Raw genomic sequence first — 18,146 nt, forward strand, 5'->3', positions numbered from 1 at the left:
TACGCTCTCTTCTTCGGCCTCTCGTGACGGTCTCACAAGTGGTAAATGACTTGTTTTTAGAGGGAGTCTTCATTTACTGCATAAATATGACGAATCATGGACCCGTCAGGAAAGCTTCCAGCGGATTTCCAAATTAGCGAGAAAGCCTGTTCAGGTCAAATACCAGTGCAAAATGTGCTGATAAACGATAATTTTTAATTATACCTATGAAAGATAATGATTTTTTTAGAAAAACTATCTCGGTAAATGACTATGGCGTTTAATTGAAGTGTGAGCTGTATCACTATACAAAAGCGCGAGAACCCTTATCCATGCTGCATTATTTCTGCGTTTCAGCATATTATGCTGAATATGGCTACTTTTAGATTTCATGAAACTATTTTTAAGTATTGCTTCATCTTTTCATCAAGCGCACACAGGGGATAAGAAAAATTAATTAGCACTGACGTGAGTTTATTTTCACTAAAAGCGAATAAAAATGCATTTCGTTGGGGTGTGTGTGATTGATCGCGGTCATCGCGAAGGGGGCAAGAGAAAGGTAGTCTGCTGTTCCTCAAGGGAGCAGGTTAGAATATGCAATTGCAAAAATTAATCAATATGTTTGGCGGAAATCTTCAGCGTCGCTATGGCGAGAAGATCCACAAACTGACGCTGCACGGCGGGTTTAATTGCCCAAACCGCGATGGCACGCTGGGGCGAGGCGGCTGTACGTTCTGCAATGTGGCCTCGTTTGCGGATGAACGGATGCAGCAACGCAGTATTGCGCAGCAGTTGGAAACGCAGGCGGGAAAGGTGAATCGCGCCAAACGTTATCTGGCGTATTTTCAGGCGTACACCAGCACTTATGCTGAAGTCCAGGTGCTGGAAAGCATGTATCAGGAAGCGCTGAAACAGGCTGAAATGGTGGGACTTTGTGTGGGCACGCGCCCCGACTGTGTGCCTGATGCGGTGCTGGATTTATTGTCTCGCTATCACGAACAGGGCTATGAGGTTTGGCTGGAGCTAGGGCTGCAAAGCGCGAGTGATAAAACGCTGCACCGGATTAATCGCGGACATGACTTCGCCTGCTATCAGGAAACCACCCGACGCGCGCGTGCGCGTGGTCTGAAGGTGTGTAGCCATCTGATTGTCGGTTTACCGGGAGAAGATGCACAGTGCTGCTTATCGACGCTGGAGCAGGTGGTTGAGACCGGCGTGGAGGGCATTAAGCTGCACCCGCTCCATATCGTGGAAGGCAGCACGATGGCGAAATCCTGGCGAGCGGGAAGGCTCCCCGATCTGGCGCTGGATCGCTACGTGGAGACGGCGGGAGAGATGATTCGCCATACGCCGCCGGAGGTGATCTATCATCGCATTTCCGCCAGCGCGCGCCGTCCGACCTTACTGGCTCCGCTCTGGTGTGAAAACCGCTGGACGGGCATGGTAGAGCTGGATCGCTATCTGCAAACGCATGGCGTACAAGGTTCCGCGCTGGGCACACCTTACCGTTACGATGGGCCCTGACGTGTCAGAAGATGCGGGTATTTCGTGCCGTGAATCTGTGCGGCGGCACCGTATAAGCTCCCATTTTACGTTATGATGCGCGGGTGGGTGACTAAGGGAAATCGCTATGAAGCAAATTCGTCTGTTGGCTCAGTACTATGTTGATTTGATGGTAAAACTGGGGCTTGTCCGTTTTTCACTGCTGCTGGCCTCAGTCTTGGTGCTGCTGGCGATGGTGGTGCAAATGGCGGTCACCCTGTTGCTCAGTGGAGAGGTCGAGAACATCGACGTCGTCCGCTCTATTTTCTTCGGGCTGCTGATTACGCCCTGGGCCGTTTATTTTCTCTCCGTGGTAGTGGAACAGCTCGAAGAGTCGCGCCAGCGGCTGTCGAAGTTGGTGGCGAAGCTGGAAGAAATGCGCCATCGGGATCTGGAGCTGAATGCGCAGCTTCAGGAGAACATCGCACAGCTCAATCAGGAAATCGCCGACCGTATCAAAGCAGAAGATGCTCGCGCGCTGGTGATGAGCCGACTGAAAGACGAGATGTCCCGCCGCGAACAGGCGCAGATTGAACTGGAGCAGCAGTCGGCGTTGCTGCGTTCGTTCCTCGATGCCTCACCGGATTTGGTTTACTACCGTAACGAAGATAAAGAGTTCTCCGGCTGTAACCGCGCGATGGAACTGCTGGTGGGCAAAAGCCAGAAGCAGCTCATTGGCCTGACGCCGCAGGATGTTTACACCCCCGATATTGCCGAGAAAGTGATGGAGACGGACGAAAAAGTGTTCCGTCATAACGTTTCTCTGACCTATGAACAGTGGCTGGTTTATCCCGATGGCCGTAAAGCCTGTTTTGAGCTGCGTAAGGTGCCATTTTATGACCGGATGGGTAAACGCCACGGGCTGATGGGATTTGGACGCGATATAACGGAGCGTAAGCGTTACCAGGACGCGTTAGAGAACGCCAGTAGGGAGAAGACTACCTTCATCTCAACAATCAGCCACGAGCTTCGTACGCCGCTTAATGGCATTGTCGGGTTAAGTCGCATCCTGCTGGATACGCAGCTTGACCCTGAACAGCAAAAATACCTGAAAACCATCCACGTCAGCGCGATTACGCTCGGCAATATCTTTAACGACGTGATTGAGATGGACAAACAGGAGCGCCGCAAGGTGCAACTGGATAACCAGCCGATCGATTTCACCGGCTTCCTCGTGGATCTGGAGAACCTCGGCGGCCTGCTGGCGGAACCGAAAGGCCTGAAGCTGATTATGGATCAGCACCAGCCTCTGCCACAGAAAGTGATTACCGATGGAACACGCCTGCGACAGATTCTGTGGAACCTGCTGAGTAACGCGGTGAAATTTACACCGAAAGGTGAAATTGTGGTGCGCGTCTGGCATGAAAAAGGCGATCGTCTGCGCTTTGAAGTGGAAGATTCCGGGATGGGCATTCCGGCGGATGAACTGGAAAAAATCTTCGCCATGTATTATCAGGTCAAAGACCAGCATGGCGGCAAGCCAGCGACAGGGACGGGAATCGGCCTTGCCGTGTCGAAGCGTCTGGCGCAGAACATGGGGGGCGATATCCAGGTTTCCAGCACGCAGGGCAAAGGTTCCTGCTTTACCCTGACGGTCATTGCGCCGAGCGTCGATGAAGCGGGAAGCGGTCTGGACGACGATGATTTGCCGCTACCGGCGCTGCACGTTCTGTTGGTGGAAGATATCGAACTGAACGTGGTGGTCGCGCGTTCCGTGTTGGAAAAATTGGGTAATAGCGTCGATGTCGCCATGACCGGACAGGAAGCGCTGGATATGTTCGATCCCGATGAGTTCGATCTGGTGCTGCTTGATATTCAACTGCCGGATATGACCGGGCTGGACGTCGCGCGTCAGCTGCGTTCGCGCTATGGCAACCGCAGCCTGCCGCCGCTGGTGGCGTTGACGGCGAACGTGCTGAAAGATAAACGCGAATATCTGGATGCGGGGATGGATGACGTGCTCAGCAAGCCGCTATCGGTGCCCGCGCTGACGGCCGTCATCAAACAATTCTGGGACACTCACACGGTGTGGACGGAAGAACCGGCGGCGGAGGAAGGTGATGAAATGGCAAAAGCAGAAGAAGATCTGTTGGATATCCCGATGCTGGAACAGTATCTGGATTTAGTGGGGCCGAAATTGATTCATCAGAGCCTGGAGATGTTTGAACAGATGATGCCGGGCTATCTGGCGATTCTGGATTCCAACATGACGGCGCGTGACCAGAAAGGTATTACGGAAGAAGGGCACAAAATCAAAGGGGCGGCGGGTTCCGTCGGGTTACGGCATTTGCAGCAGGTCGCCCAGCAGATTCAGACCTCATCGTTACCGGCATGGTGGGATAACGTGCAGGAATGGGTCGATGAACTTAAGCACGACTGGCGTCATGATGTTCAGGTACTGCGAGATTGGGTGGCAAAAGCGGAAAAAGAATCCTGATACGGTTTGTTGTGGCCACAGGGACGTGGCGAGTAAAACAGCGAGAAAATTTTTTTCGTCTCATGCGATATCATGCAAAAAGGCGGCAGATTGAGCAGGGTGTTCGGGTGGAGAGAGGCAGGGAATACGGGGTTTTGCACGTTTTCATACGGTAGAAAAAAATGACCCCGGCCGAAGCCGGGGTGCGCGAATTATGCGCCAACACCAGGGAAAACATGCACCTGCATTTAGATTTCAGGTTTTGTAAACTCGCAAGTGCGGATATTCGTGTCTTAACTATGTTTCTAACTTAACGATGTTTCTAAGCAGAGCTTAGTCTCTAAGTACATCTTACAACAGTGATTAAAACCTCACTACTGTACATCTTCATCAAGCAACAAAATAGCAAATGTAGAAATCTTTGTTACAAGAATCATTAAAATGTGTGATGTAGATTAGTGTTTGTCAATTAAAAAATCAATTAGTTGATGTAATGAAATGAAGGAAAAGATGATGAAACGAGTCGGCATTGTCCTTAGTGGCTGTGGTGTTTATGACGGTTCCGAGATTCATGAAGCCGTATTGACGTTACTTGCGTTGGATCGCGCGGGTGCACAAGCGGTTTGCTTTGCACCAGATAAGCCGCAATTACAGGTGGTTAATCACCTGACGGGTGACGTAACTGGTGAGAATCGCAACGTTTTAGCAGAATCGGCACGGATCGCCAGAGGAAAAATCCAGCCGCTTTCTACGGCGAATGCGCAAGATTTAGATGCGCTGATTGTGCCGGGTGGTTTTGGCGCCGCGAAAAATTTAAGTGACTTTGCGATGCAGGGAACGGCCTGTCAGATTGATGAAACACTGCAATTGCTCACACAGGAAATTTATAAGCAAAATAAACCAATTGGTTTTATTTGCATCTCACCTGCGCTGTTGCCGAAGATTTTGGGTGAACCTGTACGCGTAACCATTGGTAACGATATTGACACCGCTGAGGCAGTCGAAGAGATGGGCGGTATCCATGTTGTTTGTCCGGTCGATGACATCGTGGTTGATGCGGAACATAAAATCGTGACGACACCGGCTTACATGCTGGCTAACTCCATCAGCGAAGCGGCAAAAGGCATTGATAAGCTCGTAGCCCGCGTTTTGGATCTCACCGAATGAGGTGGAACAGAGGGCGTGGAGGCGTGCTAACGTGGCTGAAGCGTCTGATTGTTCGCAGTGTGTTAGTCGTCATCGGAGCGTGGCTGGCTGGCATCCTGCTGTTTTCCTTCCTGCCAGTGCCGTTTTCTGCGGTGATGGCCGACAGGCAAATCAGCGCATGGCTAAAAGGCGAATTCTCCTATGTTGCCCATTCTGACTGGGTTTCGATGGCGGATATCGCACCGGAAATGGCGTTGGCGGTGATAGCGGCGGAAGACCAAAAATTCCCTCAGCATTGGGGCTTCGATCTGGATGCGATTGGTCAGGCATTGAAGCACAACGAGCGCAATACACAGCGGATTCGCGGTGCTTCTACGCTCTCACAGCAGATGGTGAAGAATCTGTTCCTGTGGGATGGACGTAGCTGGGTACGTAAAGGGCTTGAAGCAGGGATTACCACCGGGGTGGAACTGGTCTGGACAAAACGGCGGATCCTTACCGTGTATCTGAATATCGCCGAATTTGGTCCCGGTATCTTTGGCGTAGAGGCCGCTGCCAGACGTTATTTCAACAAGCCAGCTAGCAAGCTGACAGCAAGCGAATCCGCCTTACTGGCGGCGGTGTTACCGAACCCTATTCGCTTTCGTGCGAATGCCCCCTCCGGCTATGTTATTCAACGCCAGCAGTGGATTTTACGCCAGATGAGACAGATGGGCGGCGACGCATTTTTGCGAGATAACGATCTGCTGTGAGATATCATTTGTTGTGAGATAACAATCTGAATTAATAAGTGTTGTTCGTTAGTATACCGAGAAATTTTGCGTTAACGGTCGTGTTTTCGACATCAGGAGAAAGTATGCGGTTACGTTATTGGTCAGGTTTACTGGTTGCATTGTGTTGTGTGGCTTCCGTTGCCCGTGCGGATGCGGAGCCTAAAGCGTCCCCCCCCGATAATCCCTACGCCTTCTTGCAGCAGCCTCAGCTATCCTCGGTAAAACAGCAGCTACAGCAGAAAACGGAAAAGCCGCAGACGCGCATGGCGTACGATCAGCTCATTTCAGAAGCCGATCGTGCACTGAAAATTGAGAACCCTAGTGTGACGGAAAAAAAATCCACGCCCCCTAGCGGTTCAAAGCATGATTATTTGAGCCTCAGCGCCTACTGGTGGCCCGATCCCGACAAAGCTGATGGTTTGCCCTGGATTCGTCGTGATGGGCAGGTAAACCCTGCCAGCAAGGATGAGGAGACGGACGGCGTTAGACTGGCAAAATTTACCGCCCAAACGCAGGCATTGACGCTGGCGTGGTATTTCTCTGGTAAACAGACTTATGCCGATAAGGCCATCTCGATGATCCGTACCTGGTTTATCGACCCCGCTACGCGCATGAACCCTAATCTCGATTTCGCGCAAGGCGTGCCGGGCATTGCGCCGGGCAGAGGCGCGGGCGTCTTGGACGGACGCTATTTTTCCACCCGTATTGTCGATTCCCTGATTATGCTGCGTCATGCTCCGGGCTGGACGACGCAGGATGAGCAACAGATACAGAAATGGATGAGCGATTATTTGCACTGGCTGCAAACCAGTAAGCTGGGGAAAAAAGAGGCAACAGCTCAGAACAACCACGGTAGCTGGTATACCGTGCAGGTAGCGGGAATTGCCTGGTATTTGGGAAAAATCGACGTGGTGAAGTCTATGGTGCAATTGCAGCGTGAAAAACTGGATCACCAGTTGCAACCGGATGGTTCTCAGCCTGAGGAGCTGGCGCGCACTCGCTCTTTCCATTACAGCTACTTCAACCTTCAGGCGATAACGGATATGGCGATGTTGGCTTCGCGTGTCGGGGAGAATATCTGGCAATACCACACGCCGAAGGGCAGTAGTGTGATAAAGGCGCTGGATTTCATGGCACCGTATCTGGATGAAAACAAGGCGTGGCCGCGTAAGACGCTGGACAGGCAAAGTAGCCGTCTCATTCCTCTGTTATTGCAGGCGGAGCACGGTTTGAAAGCGCCGCGTTACCAGACGCAAATCAGGCAGGCGGGCTTTGCGGAGCTACTCACTGGTGAGGCTGGCTCGCGTGATAAAGAACCGAGCCACATTAGCGTTGAAACCCGTCGTGCGCTCTGGCTGCTTAATCCAGCTGCGCCATAATTTTCTTGAGCCTCGGCCTCATCAGGTAAAGATACGCGTCCCTGAATCGGGATAAAGTGCAGAAATAAAAAAACCGCTGATGTCGTCATCAGCGGTTTTTTGTTTTTTAAAGAAAAAAGTGCGTTATTGCAGGTAGGTGAAGGCCGTCGTTACATGCTTCACGCCGCCAACCTTACTGGCGATTTCTGCGGCGGAGGCGCCTTCACGCTGTGTCACCAGACCTAACAGGAAGACTTCGCTGTTTTCCGTTGTGACTTTTACGTTAGAGGATTTAACCGTGTCGCTTGCCAGAATCTGTGAGCGAACCTTGGTGGTAATCCAGGTATCCATGGAAGCGGTTCCCATTGAAACCGGACTGCCCTGGCGTATCTCATTGTAGACTTCGGTTGCACCTTCCACGCCGAGGGCAATTTGCTTAGCCCGGTTTGCCATTTCTGTGTTCGGAGCTTGCCCTGTTAACAAGACTTTCCCCTGATAAGCCGTCGCAATGATACGGGCTTCTTTTTTCAGCTGCTCGTCTTTGCTGATTGCATTCGTCACGCGGACTTCCAGTGTGCCATCGTCAACCTGCGTGCCAACAGTGCGCGGGTCTGTGGCTGTTTTGGTCGCCACGGCACTGCCAACCGCAACAACCCCGACACAGCCTTGTAGCAGCAGGGCGATAGACAGCACGGCAAATGCAGAACTTATCCTCATGTAGTGCTCCTTCAATCGTTCTGGTGTGGAAAAAGTGTGTTATCAATCAAATCGCACAGGCAATTTACTGTCAGCATGTGCATTTCCTGAATACGGGCGCTGCGGTGTGACGGGATGCGAATCTCCACATCCTGTGGCCCGAGCAGCCCAGCCAGTTCGCCGCCATCGTAGCCAGTCAGGGCGACAATCGTCATGTCGCGAGTAACAGCAGACTCTACGGCTTTAACAATATCGCGACTATTGCCACGGGTTGATATCGCCAGTAATACGTCGCCTGCCTGACCTAATGCTCTGACTTGTTTGGCATAGACTTCTTCATGCAAGCGGTCATTTGCTATCGCAGTTAAGACCACATTATCCGCATTAAGTGCGATGGCCGGTAAGCTAGGGCGTTCCGCCTCAAAGCGGTTAATCATGCTGGCGGCAAAATGCTGCGCATTGGCTGCCGATGTTCCGTTGCCACAGCACAGAATCTTGTTGCCGTTCAGCAGAGACTGCACCATCGCAATCGCGCCGCGGGAAATGGCGTCAGGCAAGGCTTCTGCCGCTGCAATCTGCGTTTGAATACTCTCGGTAAAACAAACTTTTATTCTATCCAGCACGTTGAGTTAACCTACGTAAATTAAAATTCATAAGGATGAATTATCCCTGAGCGGCAAAGGCGTTCGGTAACCAGTCGAACTGGTCGCCCGTAATGGCCAGCACGTCAAAACGGCAGTCTACCGTGTCAAAACTGGCACCTCGCTGTGCCAACCACACGGCGGCGGCATGCAGCAACCGCTGCTGTTTGCGTCGGGTGATGCTGGCTGCCGCATCGCCAAACTGGGCGTTGCGCCGATAGCGCACTTCAACAAACACCCAGATATGACGGTCACGCATGATTAAGTCCAGCTCACCGCCGCGTAGCGTAACATTTGCGGCGGCGAAGGTCAGACCCGCGCGTTCAAGATAACGACGGGCCTGTTGTTCATAAACTGCGCCAGCGGCCCGCTGATTCAGAGAACCGGTACCAACTGACCCTGGCGATATTGCTGCCAGGTTAACTGCCGATTTATCGTGCAATCCGGCCCTGAGCTTAACATCCCTGTCGCGCCGGGAATCTGGTGACCCGGAATCTGACGCATTTCACCAAAGTGGCTGGCGAGCGTCCAGGCATCCATCCCCATGGCATACAGGCGGACTAGCGAGTAATCGTTTTTAAACTGGCTGCTGACCTGCTGCATCAGTGCCGGGTTCGCTCCTGCTAACAGCGGGATATCGCTGAACTGCAACCCTTCCATTTCGAGACGGAAGTCAGGGCCTAATCCGGCCTGGAAGCTACGTGAGCTGGCATAAAGCGCTGGACGTGCGCGTGAGGTGGTACGCATGTCGATCATCGGTTTAATCAGCGCCAACTCGTCTGGCGTTGCGATGATGTAGACCGCATCGATATTGCCACTAACGGATGAACTGACCGTCGGTTGAACCTGTGACGGAATGGCTAAGCCCCCGATGGTGGTGCCTGGCTGCGTCTGCTGCTGTGACACGCTAACTGGTTGGCCGCTCAGGCTTAAGCCTGCGCCGCTATTGATGGCCTGTTTTAACTCCGCGGTGTTGCCAAAACGCTGTTGCAGAGGGCTGGTGCCGCTTTGCTGGTTCCAGGTCTGAGCAAATGCGTTGACGATACGGTCACCCAGTGCACCGCGAGGAGCCAAGACCAGCGGCTGCTGTTTACCCTGCTGATGGATGAATTTTGCGGCGTCTCTGGCTTCATCTTCCGGAGAGAGCGCGAAATAGCAGATGTTAGGGCTATTTTCGACGTGTTCCGGCTGGTTCAATGCCAAAATATTCAGCGGTGATTGGCTGTTTGCCAACTGATCCACTTCATTTTTCAGTAGCGGACCGATGACCAGCGATGCACCATCTTGTTGTGCCTGTGTGAGAATATTCGCCAGCGGCTGTGAAGAGGTGTCATACACTTTGACCGGAAGCGAGCTGGACAGCCCCGCGCTTGTCGCCTGCGCTTCCGCTGCTGGTGTCGGAGAAGTTACCGCCTGGTCGCTGTATGACGCAGGCGCCTGAATGCTTTGACCGTCGGATGATGGGGCTACCTGTCCGTCTTGTGCGGCATCCGTTGACGGTGCGGCAGAGACGGCTGCAGTGGCTATCTGGCCGTTCTTGGCTGCATTAAAACCTTGCTGGATGGCATTGGCGAAAACCTGCGCCTGACCATTGAGTGGCAACAGCAATGCGATGCTGTTCACCGATGACTGCTGGTAGTTAATGACCTGATTCAACTGCGTAGGCAGCGTTTTTGCAGCAGGATGGTGCGGATAGCGGGTTTGCCAATCCTGAATCGCGCTCTTTAACTGGTCGGGAGAAGTACGGTTATCCTGATAGTTATTGAGTAAATCGACCCAGCCTTGCAGCACATTTTCATTTGCATTAATCAGCAGCGAGCTGGACTCCTGCGGTGACATTTGCGTCAACGTCAGCCAGGTCTGATCGAGATTGACCTGATGCTCGTCGCCTTTTAACAGCGGTTCCTGAGCGATGTAGGCGCGCAGCAGCTCAATGGAAGGACGCCCTTGTGCGGTTTTGATCTGCGCCTGATAGTAACGCTGTTTCTGCTGATCGGAAAGCGCACCCACATCAAGCTGGCTCAGTGCTGCCTTGGCCGCATCCATCGTGTTTTGGGCGATGGACAGTTCCGCGCTGAGGAGTTGCTGTTCTTGTTTTTGCGCCGCGCTCAACTTTTCTGGCAGCGCGTTGAACTGCTGGCTTGCCTGAGGGGCTTTCCCTTCCTGCAACAGGGAACGAATAGCAAGTAATTGCCAGTCAGCCTTGTTATTATCGCTACTTTGCTGCATCTGTTGCAGATAATAATCGGATGATGCGTCGGCTTTGCCCTGAACCTCGGGTGGTGGGCTCTGCGGGGCGTGACTTGGACAGCCTGCGAGAAACAGTGCCGCTAACAAAACAGGGATAACACGCCCTGCCTGGGTACGGACGAAATGAAAGGGAAGCATACTGTATCCAGTGATTTTTTTTAAAGATGCTCAATATTAAATCGGCAACCCGGATGAAACAATGAATCAAGACCAACAAGCAGACATTTCTGCATCTACCCTCTACATTGTCCCCACGCCAATCGGTAATCTGGGCGACATCACGCAGCGTGCGCTGGCGGTATTGGCGAGCGTTGATCTGATCGCCGCAGAGGATACCCGCCATACCGGTCTGCTGTTACAACATTTTGCGATTAATGCGCGACTGTTCGCATTACACGATCACAATGAACAACAAAAAGCGGATGTGTTACTGGCTAAATTGCAGTCAGGGCAAAGCATCGCGCTGGTTTCAGATGCGGGTACGCCGCTGATTAACGACCCTGGTTACCATTTGGTTCGACGCTGCCGTGAGGCAGGCGTTCGTGTGGTGCCGCTGCCGGGCGCGTGCGCGGCGATAACGGCGCTCTCCGCCTCCGGTCTGGCATCCGATCGCTTTTGCTATGAAGGTTTTCTGCCTGCCAAGACCAAGGCGCGTAAAGATACGCTACGCGATCTGGGGGAAGAACCTCGTACGCTGATTTTCTACGAATCCACCCATCGCCTTTTGGATAGCCTACAGGACATCAGCGAAGTGTTGGGGGCCGAGCGCTATGTGGTGCTCGCGCGTGAAATCACCAAAACCTGGGAGTCGATTCACGGCGCGCCCGTGGGCGAATTGCTGGACTGGGTGAAAGAAGATGAGAATCGGCGCAAAGGGGAAATGGTGCTGCTTGTGGAAGGTCATCAGGTTGATGACAGCGCGCTGTCGGCAGAAGCGCTGCGCACGCTGGCGCTATTGCGTGCCGAGCTGCCGCTGAAGAAGGCGGCTGCGTTGGCGGCTGAAATTCACGGCGTGAAGAAAAACGCGCTTTATCGCTATGGGCTGGAGCAAGAAGGCGATAGCGGTGAATCGGAGGATGACAAGTAGGGCAATTTGCCCTATTATCCGCGCCGGAGTTGACCAGACAGTCGCCGCTTCACTGCCGTCCCTTTCGGGGGAGACAGGTGGGGGGGAGGAAAGTCCGGGCTCCATAGGGCAGGGTGCCAGGTAACGCCTGGGAGGCGCAAGCCTACGACTAGTGCAACAGAGAGCAAACCGCCGATGGCCCACGCAAGTGGGATCAGGTAAGGGTGAAAGGGTGCGGTAAGAGCGCACCGCGCGACTGGTAACAGTTCGTGGCACGGTAAACTCCACCCGGAGCAAGGCCAAATAGGGGTTCACATGGTACGGCCCGTACTGAACCCGGGTAGGCTGCTTGAGCCAGTGAGCGATTGCTGGCCTAGATGAATGACTGTCCACGACAGAACCCGGCTTAACGGTCAACTCCCTTCATCATGAAACCCCGCTTCGGCGGGGTTTTGCTTTATGGGGCAGGCGAGATGAATGACTATCCACGACGCTTTTTATGAAAGAAAGCGGCTTAACGGTCAACTCCCTTCATCATGAAACCCCGCTTCGGCGGGGTTTTGCTTTATGGGGCAGGCGAGATGAATGACTGTCCACGACGCTTTTTATGAAAGGAAGCGGCTTAACGGTCAACTCCCTTCATCATGAAACCCCGCTTCGGCGGGGTTTTGCTTTATGGGGCAGGCGAGATGAATGACTGTCCACGACGCTTTTTATGAAAGAAAGCGGCTTAACGGTCAACGCCCTTCATCATAAAACCCCGCTTCGGCGTACCCGATCGCCCCAACTCGGTTTTTTACGTGAAGAAGGAGGAAAGCGTGCGAGCAGGAAATAATGACGATAAGACACTACAGATAGCACTTTTAAAAGTGCTATTATTAGAGGGTTTAGCCGTCTTTAACTAATCTGATTGAGTGATCGAAATTATGGCTTTCAACATCCTAACTAACACAGCCGCCAGTATTACTGAGTTGAAACGTGACCCGATGGGGACAGTGCGGTCTGCTGAAGGTGAAACTATCGCTATACTGAACCGGAATGAGCCTGCGTTTTATTGTGTGCCTCCTGCCATGTTCGCTTATTTAATGGAATTGGCTGAAGATGCAGAACTGGGGCGTACTGTTGATGATCGTATGTCAGAGTTAGCTGACGCGGAAGAGATTTCGCTCGATGACCTATAAGTTAAAATTTGTGCCTTCTGCAATGAAGGAATGGAAAAAATTAGGGCATCCTGTCAGGGAACAATTCAAGAAAAAGCTAGCTGAGCGTTTAGAAAATCCTCGTGTTCCTTCAGCCCAGCTTCATGGTCGTAAAGATCAGTATAAAATTAAACTGAAGTCTGCGGGTTACAGGCTGGTGTATTTGGTCCAGGATGAAACCATTACGGTGATGGTCATGGGAGTTTGAAAGCGCGAAGGTAGCCAGATTTATTCTGATACTAAAGGTCGCTCTGATTAATCTGGTCTTTTGCGAGTCCTATCCCTTGTCGGTGGTTTTTCTTACCGTGTAATACCTTTCAAATTAATTGATGTTCTCCATCACATAACTCTGACTTTTTCTGTGTCATAAAGCGCGTAAAGTAAGGCCATCGCGTGCGGCTGCACGCTCGCTGACATCTTTCAGAGGATATGATTATGAACAACCCTTCCCGGATGCCTGCACTGTTCCTCGGCCACGGTAGCCCGATGAACGTGTTGGAAAATAATGTGTATACGCAGGCGTGGCAAACGCTGGGTGAGACGCTGCCGCGTCCGAAGGCGATTATTGCGGTTTCTGCCCACTGGTATACCCGGGGTACAGCTGTAACAGCGATGGAAAACCCGCGCACCATCCATGATTTTGGCGGTTTCCCGCAGGCGCTTTTTGATACCCAGTATCCTGCGCCCGGTTCGCCTGAATTGGCGGCGAGAATCCAGCAGGTGCTGGCGCCCTATCCCGTGACCGCCGATAAAAGCCAATGGGGTTTGGATCATGGTTCCTGGGGCGTACTGATCAAGATGTATCCCGATGCGGATATTCCCGTTGTGCAACTGAGCGTGGATGGCACGCAGCCCGCCGCGTATCACTACGAATTAGGGCGCAAGCTGGCGGCACTGCGTGATGAAGGGTTCATGATCGTAGCCAGTGGCAACGTTGTGCATAACCTGCGGATGATGCAACGGGATGGTGACGCGGATCCGTATCCGTGGGCCATTTCATTCAATCAATTTGTGCGTGACAACCTGACTTATCAGGGCGACAACCATCCGCTGGTTAATTTCATGCAGCATGAAGGTGCCGCATTATCTAACCCGACGCCCGATCACTATTTCCCGCTACTCTATGTGCTGGGAAGCTGGGACGGTAAAGAGCCAGTGAGTATTCCTGTTGATGGGCTCGAAATGGGGTCGTTGAGTATGCTGTCGGTGCAGGTGGGGTAATCCGCTTTTTGCTTCAGTAATAAATAAGGCACGGTGAAAACCGTGCCTTATTAGTTTCAATGTTGCGGCTTAATCCAGAATGGTATGTGGATAGAAACGCGAGAGATCCTGAGTGATCAGGTCGCGATCTTCGCGTACGCCTATACCACAAGGCTGATCGTTCACCAGCCAGCTCCCAATCAGCGTGTAGCTATCGCCAAATTTCGGCAGTGGGTGATATTGCTGGACGATCATGCCTTCTTCGCCATAAGGGCCGTCGGCTGAGGCAATCTCTTTCCCGTTCTCGATAATTTGAATGTTTGCCCCCTCGCGCGAAAACAGCGGCTTGGTGACGTAGCTGTCCAACTGGGGATGTTCATCTTCTGCGAAATAGGCAGGAAGTAGGTTGGGATGATTCGGGAACATTTCCCACAGCATCGGCAGCAGCGCTTTATTGGAAATGATGCTTTTCCAGGCCGGTTCCAGCCAGCGCACGCCAGCATCTTCCAGCTTGGTGGAAAACATTTCGCGCAGCATAAACTCCCACGGATACAGTTTGAACAGGTTACCAATCACCTGGTTTTCAGGATCGGTAAACTGGCCTTTCTCTCCGAGGCCGATTTCCTCAATGTACAGAAACTCGCTCGGCAGGCCCGCTTCCAGTGCGCAATCTTGTAGATATTGCACTGTGCCGCGGTCTTCTTCCGTATCCTGACAGCAGGCGAAATGCAGTAAGCCGAAGCCGTGATTGAGTTTCAGTTCTTCAAAGCGTTCGATCAGCTTTTCCTGAATGCTGTTGTACTGGTCAGAATTCTGCGGCAGATTCCCGGCGTTGATTTGATCTTCCAACCAGAGCCATTGGAAAAAAGCAGCTTCGTACAACGACGTTGGCGTATCCGCATTATTCTCCAGCAGCTTGGCTGGGGATTTGCCGTCATACGCCAAATCGAGGCGTGAATACAGCGAGGGCTGATTGGTACGCCATGAGTGTCTCACGAATTCCCAGGTGTGCTTGGGAATACGGAATTTAGCGAGCAGCGCGTCGCTATTGATGACTTTTTCCACCACCTGCAGGCACATCTGGTGCAACTCCGCCGTGGTTTCTTCCAGTTCTTCGATCTGAGCAAGGGTGAACTGGTAGTAAGCCTCTTCGCTCCAGTAGGGCTCGCCGTACATGGTGTGGAAACGAAAACCAAACTCGGTTGCTTTTTCCTGCCAGTCAGGACGCGCTGTAATATCTATCCGCTTCATTTAATACGCCTCAGCCGCCCATACTGCGGGAAGCGCTGGAACTTGAGCTGGCGCTGCTGCGCTGCATGCTGTTTTGCTTCGCGACGGTTTCACCAAAACCACCACGCGTGATGGTTGAGGTCGTTGCAGGTTTTGGTGCCAGTGCGGTTTTAGGCACGGTCATTGAGCGACCTGTCGTTGCGTTGCCGTAATTTTTACCTGCAGCATCAACGAACTGACCATTGGCCGGGCTGGCCGGTGTTTTTGGACTGAACAGCGGCTGTTGCGCGAAACCGGCACCGCCACCCATCATGCGACCCATCATGTAGCCAGCCATCAATGGCATCCAGGACATCCCGCCGCCCTGCTGAGATTCTGCTGCCATACCGGCCTGTGCTGGCGCAGGCGTTTGGGTACACTGTGCTTCGCCGAATTCTGCTACGCAATCTTCTTTCGTTGCGTATTTTGGTGCCGTTTTTTCTGCTTCTTTTAACGCATTATTGTACGCGGTGGTGCATTGTGCACTCATGGAAGGGTTGGCCGCTGAACAGTCATCCGCATTCTGATAGAGAGAGACGGTTTCATCGGTTTGTTCACAGCCCGCGAGGAAAAATACGGCACTGACGGCCAACGCGACAGGTGCCAAACGGTGCGTTCGCCATTCCTTGCGGAACATTTCCTGATTAATATTTTTTGTACGTTTCATCGTGTTTATCCCAGAGCAAAGCATCACGGCCAATAACCAATAAGTGTGCCTAAGAATAGGGGAAGGCTGCCTGAATTTAAAGCGGCAATAGGCGTAACAGAAGGGGTCTTTACGTTGCTATACATTCTGTTGTGCAACGTTTCGCTTAATACAAAGTGAACAAGTCTCTTGCAATGTGATGACGTTGCGTGGTTCTGCAAAAACATCGACATAAAAAGGGGGAACCGTGGTTCCCCTGTATTAGATGCGTGTAAACGCGGCTAGCTGATTAACGCTGTGCCGAGGCGGTGGTTGCCTGCGGGGCAGTGTTGTCCGTTACGGTCGGCGTGGTAGAAACCGGCTGACCCAGTGAGGCATTCAGCGTCTGTAGATCATTTTCATTCAACGAACCCTGCGCGGATTTAATGTTTAACTGATTGATCAGATAATCATAACGTGCGCTGGAGAGCTGTTGTTTGGCGTTATACAGCGTGGTGGTGGCATCCAGTACGTCAACAATAGTACGTGTGCCAACCTGATAACCGGCTTCCATCGCATCCAGAGAGCTTTGTGCGGACACTTCAGCCTGTTTGTAAGCGTTGATGCTGCTGATGGACGCAGAAATGTTGTTAAACGATGAACGCACGGTTTGGATAACAGAACGGTGGGCGCTTTCCAGCAGTTCGCTGGCGCTGACGTAGCTGTGCTGCGCCTGTTTCACCTGAGAGTTGGTCGCGCCGCCGCTATAAAGTGGCAGAGTGAAGTTAATACCGACTCTGTGCTGCCCTGCGTCGGTGTCGTTGAAGCTGCTGCTATTTGTGCGGGAACCGGAATAGCGAGTATCACTCACACCTGTAGACGCGGTGAGATCCAGCGTTGGCATATAGCCAGTTTCGGCGGAGCGAATCTGCTCACGCGCCAAATCCTGGCTCAAACGCGCGGACAACAGGTTCAGGTTGCGGTTTTCCGCTTCTTTCAGCAGGTTGTTAACGGCCTCAGGCTTCTGCGTAGAGAAACGCTCGATATTCAGGCCGGCCAACTGCGGGTAGAAATTACCGGTAATCTGGCGCAGTGATTCCAACGCGTTATCCAGCGTATTACGCGTCAACACTTCATTAGCCAACACGCTGTCGTATTGGGCGCGGGCGTTCTGGACGTCGGTAATCGCGACCAGGCCGACGTTGAAGCGCTGTGTCGTTTGATCCAACTGACGATAAATCGCCTGCTTCTGCGCATTGATGTAGGACAGCGAATCAATTGCTCGCAGGACGTTGAAATAGGCGGTCGCCGTGTTCAGCATCAGGTTTTGCTGGGCAGTCTGGTAGGTGACGTCTTCAATACCCGCTTGTTTTTCCTGCAATGTTAGCGCACGCCACTTGGACATGTCGAACAGCGTCTGGGTTAACTGCAATGTTGCGCTTTTTTCGTTGCTGTTGACGCCATTGCTGTCACGGTAACCTTTGTTATAGGTATAACCGGCGTTGATTCCCAACTGCGGCAGTAACGGGCTACGTGATTCGTTAATCTTTTCAAACGCGGCGTCGCGGGTTGCCGCAGCGCTGCGTAAATCAGGGTTGGTGCTTTTTGCCTGCTGGTAGACCTGTAACAGGTTTTCCGCCTGACTCATGGCGCTAAAACCGCCCAGGCTCAGACCAATCAGAAGAGGGAGCAATTTCTTCATTTGCATTCCTTGTTGTGCAGCAATCTCGCTATGGTAGCGCTGTCTGTAGACGAATAATTGTCGATTCTATCAGAATCTGCCAATAGGATAAGGTAGCTGAATGTGCCATCTTTCAGCGGAATATGTCCAAATGGTCAGGTAAATTGACCCGTTGGATGATTCAGTGCGACGTTTTACTGTTCAGTAAGGTACCGAAAAGTGATGCGATGGACGGGTACTCCCCTCACTTCGCCGACGTCACGCTCAATAAACGGTCAAAAACAATGATGAGTATAATGACAGCG

At 52.3% G+C, this 18,146-nt stretch carries 16 protein-coding genes and 1 other RNA gene; 10 read left to right on the forward strand and 7 right to left on the reverse strand.

From position 1 onward, the window contains the following. Positions 1-573: 573 nt before the first annotated feature. The 5 genes from NAL19_RS01550 to NAL19_RS01570 all read left to right on the forward strand — a co-directional run bounded on the left by NAL19_RS01550 (position 574) and on the right by NAL19_RS01570 (position 7,235). Positions 574-1,503: a TIGR01212 family radical SAM protein gene (locus NAL19_RS01550; RefSeq protein ID WP_263058559.1), complete on the forward strand. Its 930-nt coding sequence runs from the start codon at positions 574-576 to the stop codon at positions 1,501-1,503. Positions 1,504-1,609: 106 nt separating this feature from the next. Then, the gene (arcB, locus tag NAL19_RS01555; protein ID WP_263058560.1) at positions 1,610-3,958 is read left to right on the forward strand and encodes an aerobic respiration two-component sensor histidine kinase ArcB; all 2,349 of its coding nucleotides are present in this window, start codon (positions 1,610-1,612) and stop codon (positions 3,956-3,958) included. A 492-nt stretch (positions 3,959-4,450) separates the two neighbouring features. After that, positions 4,451-5,104, forward strand: a complete 654-nt coding sequence (elbB, locus tag NAL19_RS01560) for an isoprenoid biosynthesis glyoxalase ElbB (protein WP_180743627.1) — start codon at positions 4,451-4,453, stop codon at positions 5,102-5,104. Beyond that, positions 5,101-5,835, forward strand: a complete 735-nt coding sequence (mtgA, locus tag NAL19_RS01565) for a monofunctional biosynthetic peptidoglycan transglycosylase (RefSeq protein WP_263058561.1) — start codon at positions 5,101-5,103, stop codon at positions 5,833-5,835. The genes elbB and mtgA overlap by 4 nt, the downstream gene beginning before the upstream one ends. A gap of 104 nt (positions 5,836-5,939) precedes the next feature. After that, entirely contained in the window at positions 5,940-7,235 is a 1,296-nt protein-coding gene (locus NAL19_RS01570; protein WP_263058562.1) for an alginate lyase family protein, read from the forward strand. Between the two features lie 123 nt (positions 7,236-7,358). On the opposite strand, the gene dolP is transcribed toward NAL19_RS01570, so the two are convergent. From dolP to NAL19_RS01590, 4 genes are read right to left on the reverse strand one after another with little or no spacing between them, the layout of a single operon-like run. Then, on the reverse strand, positions 7,359-7,931 hold the full coding sequence (gene dolP / locus NAL19_RS01575) for a division/outer membrane stress-associated lipid-binding lipoprotein (RefSeq protein ID WP_263058563.1): 573 nt from the start codon (positions 7,929-7,931) through the stop codon (positions 7,359-7,361). An 11-nt stretch (positions 7,932-7,942) separates the two neighbouring features. Next, entirely contained in the window at positions 7,943-8,533 is a 591-nt protein-coding gene (diaA, locus tag NAL19_RS01580) for a DnaA initiator-associating protein DiaA (RefSeq protein WP_012773024.1), read from the reverse strand. Between the two features lie 40 nt (positions 8,534-8,573). After that, a complete protein-coding gene (locus NAL19_RS01585) occupies positions 8,574-8,930 on the reverse strand; it encodes a YraN family protein (RefSeq protein ID WP_225088074.1) in 357 nt (118 codons plus the stop codon). Beyond that, positions 8,927-10,939 carry a penicillin-binding protein activator gene (locus NAL19_RS01590; protein WP_263058564.1) on the reverse strand — a complete coding sequence of 671 codons (2,013 nt, stop codon included), beginning with the start codon at positions 10,937-10,939 and terminating at the stop codon, positions 8,927-8,929. The genes NAL19_RS01585 and NAL19_RS01590 overlap by 4 nt, the downstream gene beginning before the upstream one ends. A gap of 61 nt (positions 10,940-11,000) precedes the next feature. Here NAL19_RS01590 and rsmI point away from each other — a divergent pair, with 61 nt between their 5' ends. From rsmI to ygiD, 5 genes are all read left to right on the forward strand, one after another. Continuing rightward, the gene (gene rsmI / locus NAL19_RS01595; RefSeq protein ID WP_263058565.1) at positions 11,001-11,888 is read left to right on the forward strand and encodes a 16S rRNA (cytidine(1402)-2'-O)-methyltransferase; all 888 of its coding nucleotides are present in this window, start codon (positions 11,001-11,003) and stop codon (positions 11,886-11,888) included. Positions 11,889-11,913: 25 nt separating this feature from the next. After that, positions 11,914-12,292, forward strand: an RNA gene (gene rnpB / locus NAL19_RS01600) — RNase P RNA component class A. A 501-nt stretch (positions 12,293-12,793) separates the two neighbouring features. Continuing rightward, a complete protein-coding gene (locus tag NAL19_RS01605) occupies positions 12,794-13,048 on the forward strand; it encodes a type II toxin-antitoxin system Phd/YefM family antitoxin (protein ID WP_180743904.1) in 255 nt (84 codons plus the stop codon). Continuing rightward, the gene (locus NAL19_RS01610) at positions 13,038-13,274 is read left to right on the forward strand and encodes a type II toxin-antitoxin system RelE family toxin (RefSeq protein ID WP_263058566.1); all 237 of its coding nucleotides are present in this window, start codon (positions 13,038-13,040) and stop codon (positions 13,272-13,274) included. Before NAL19_RS01605 ends, NAL19_RS01610 begins: the two co-directional genes overlap by 11 nt. 227 nt (positions 13,275-13,501) lie before the next feature. Then, positions 13,502-14,287, forward strand: coding sequence for a 4,5-DOPA dioxygenase extradiol (gene ygiD / locus NAL19_RS01615; protein WP_263058567.1), 786 nt, complete (start codon positions 13,502-13,504; stop codon positions 14,285-14,287). Positions 14,288-14,356: 69 nt separating this feature from the next. On the opposite strand, the gene NAL19_RS01620 is transcribed toward ygiD, so the two are convergent. From NAL19_RS01620 to tolC, 3 genes are all read right to left on the reverse strand, one after another. Continuing rightward, complete coding sequence (locus NAL19_RS01620; protein ID WP_263058568.1) at positions 14,357-15,517, reverse strand: glutathionylspermidine synthase family protein; 1,161 nt, start codon at positions 15,515-15,517, stop codon at positions 14,357-14,359. A gap of 10 nt (positions 15,518-15,527) precedes the next feature. Beyond that, positions 15,528-16,202 (reverse strand): DUF1190 family protein, encoded by a 675-nt coding sequence (locus tag NAL19_RS01625; protein WP_263058569.1) that lies wholly within the window; start codon positions 16,200-16,202, stop codon positions 15,528-15,530. 268 nt (positions 16,203-16,470) lie between these two features. Further along, entirely contained in the window at positions 16,471-17,862 is a 1,392-nt protein-coding gene (gene tolC, locus NAL19_RS01630) for an outer membrane channel protein TolC (RefSeq protein ID WP_263058570.1), read from the reverse strand. Positions 17,863-18,146: the final 284 nt, after the last annotated feature.

Origin of the sequence: Pectobacterium sp. F1-1 (assembly GCF_025643735.1) — a bacterium.
In the GTDB taxonomy this organism is placed as follows: Bacteria; Pseudomonadota; Gammaproteobacteria; order Enterobacterales; family Enterobacteriaceae; genus Pectobacterium; species Pectobacterium colocasium.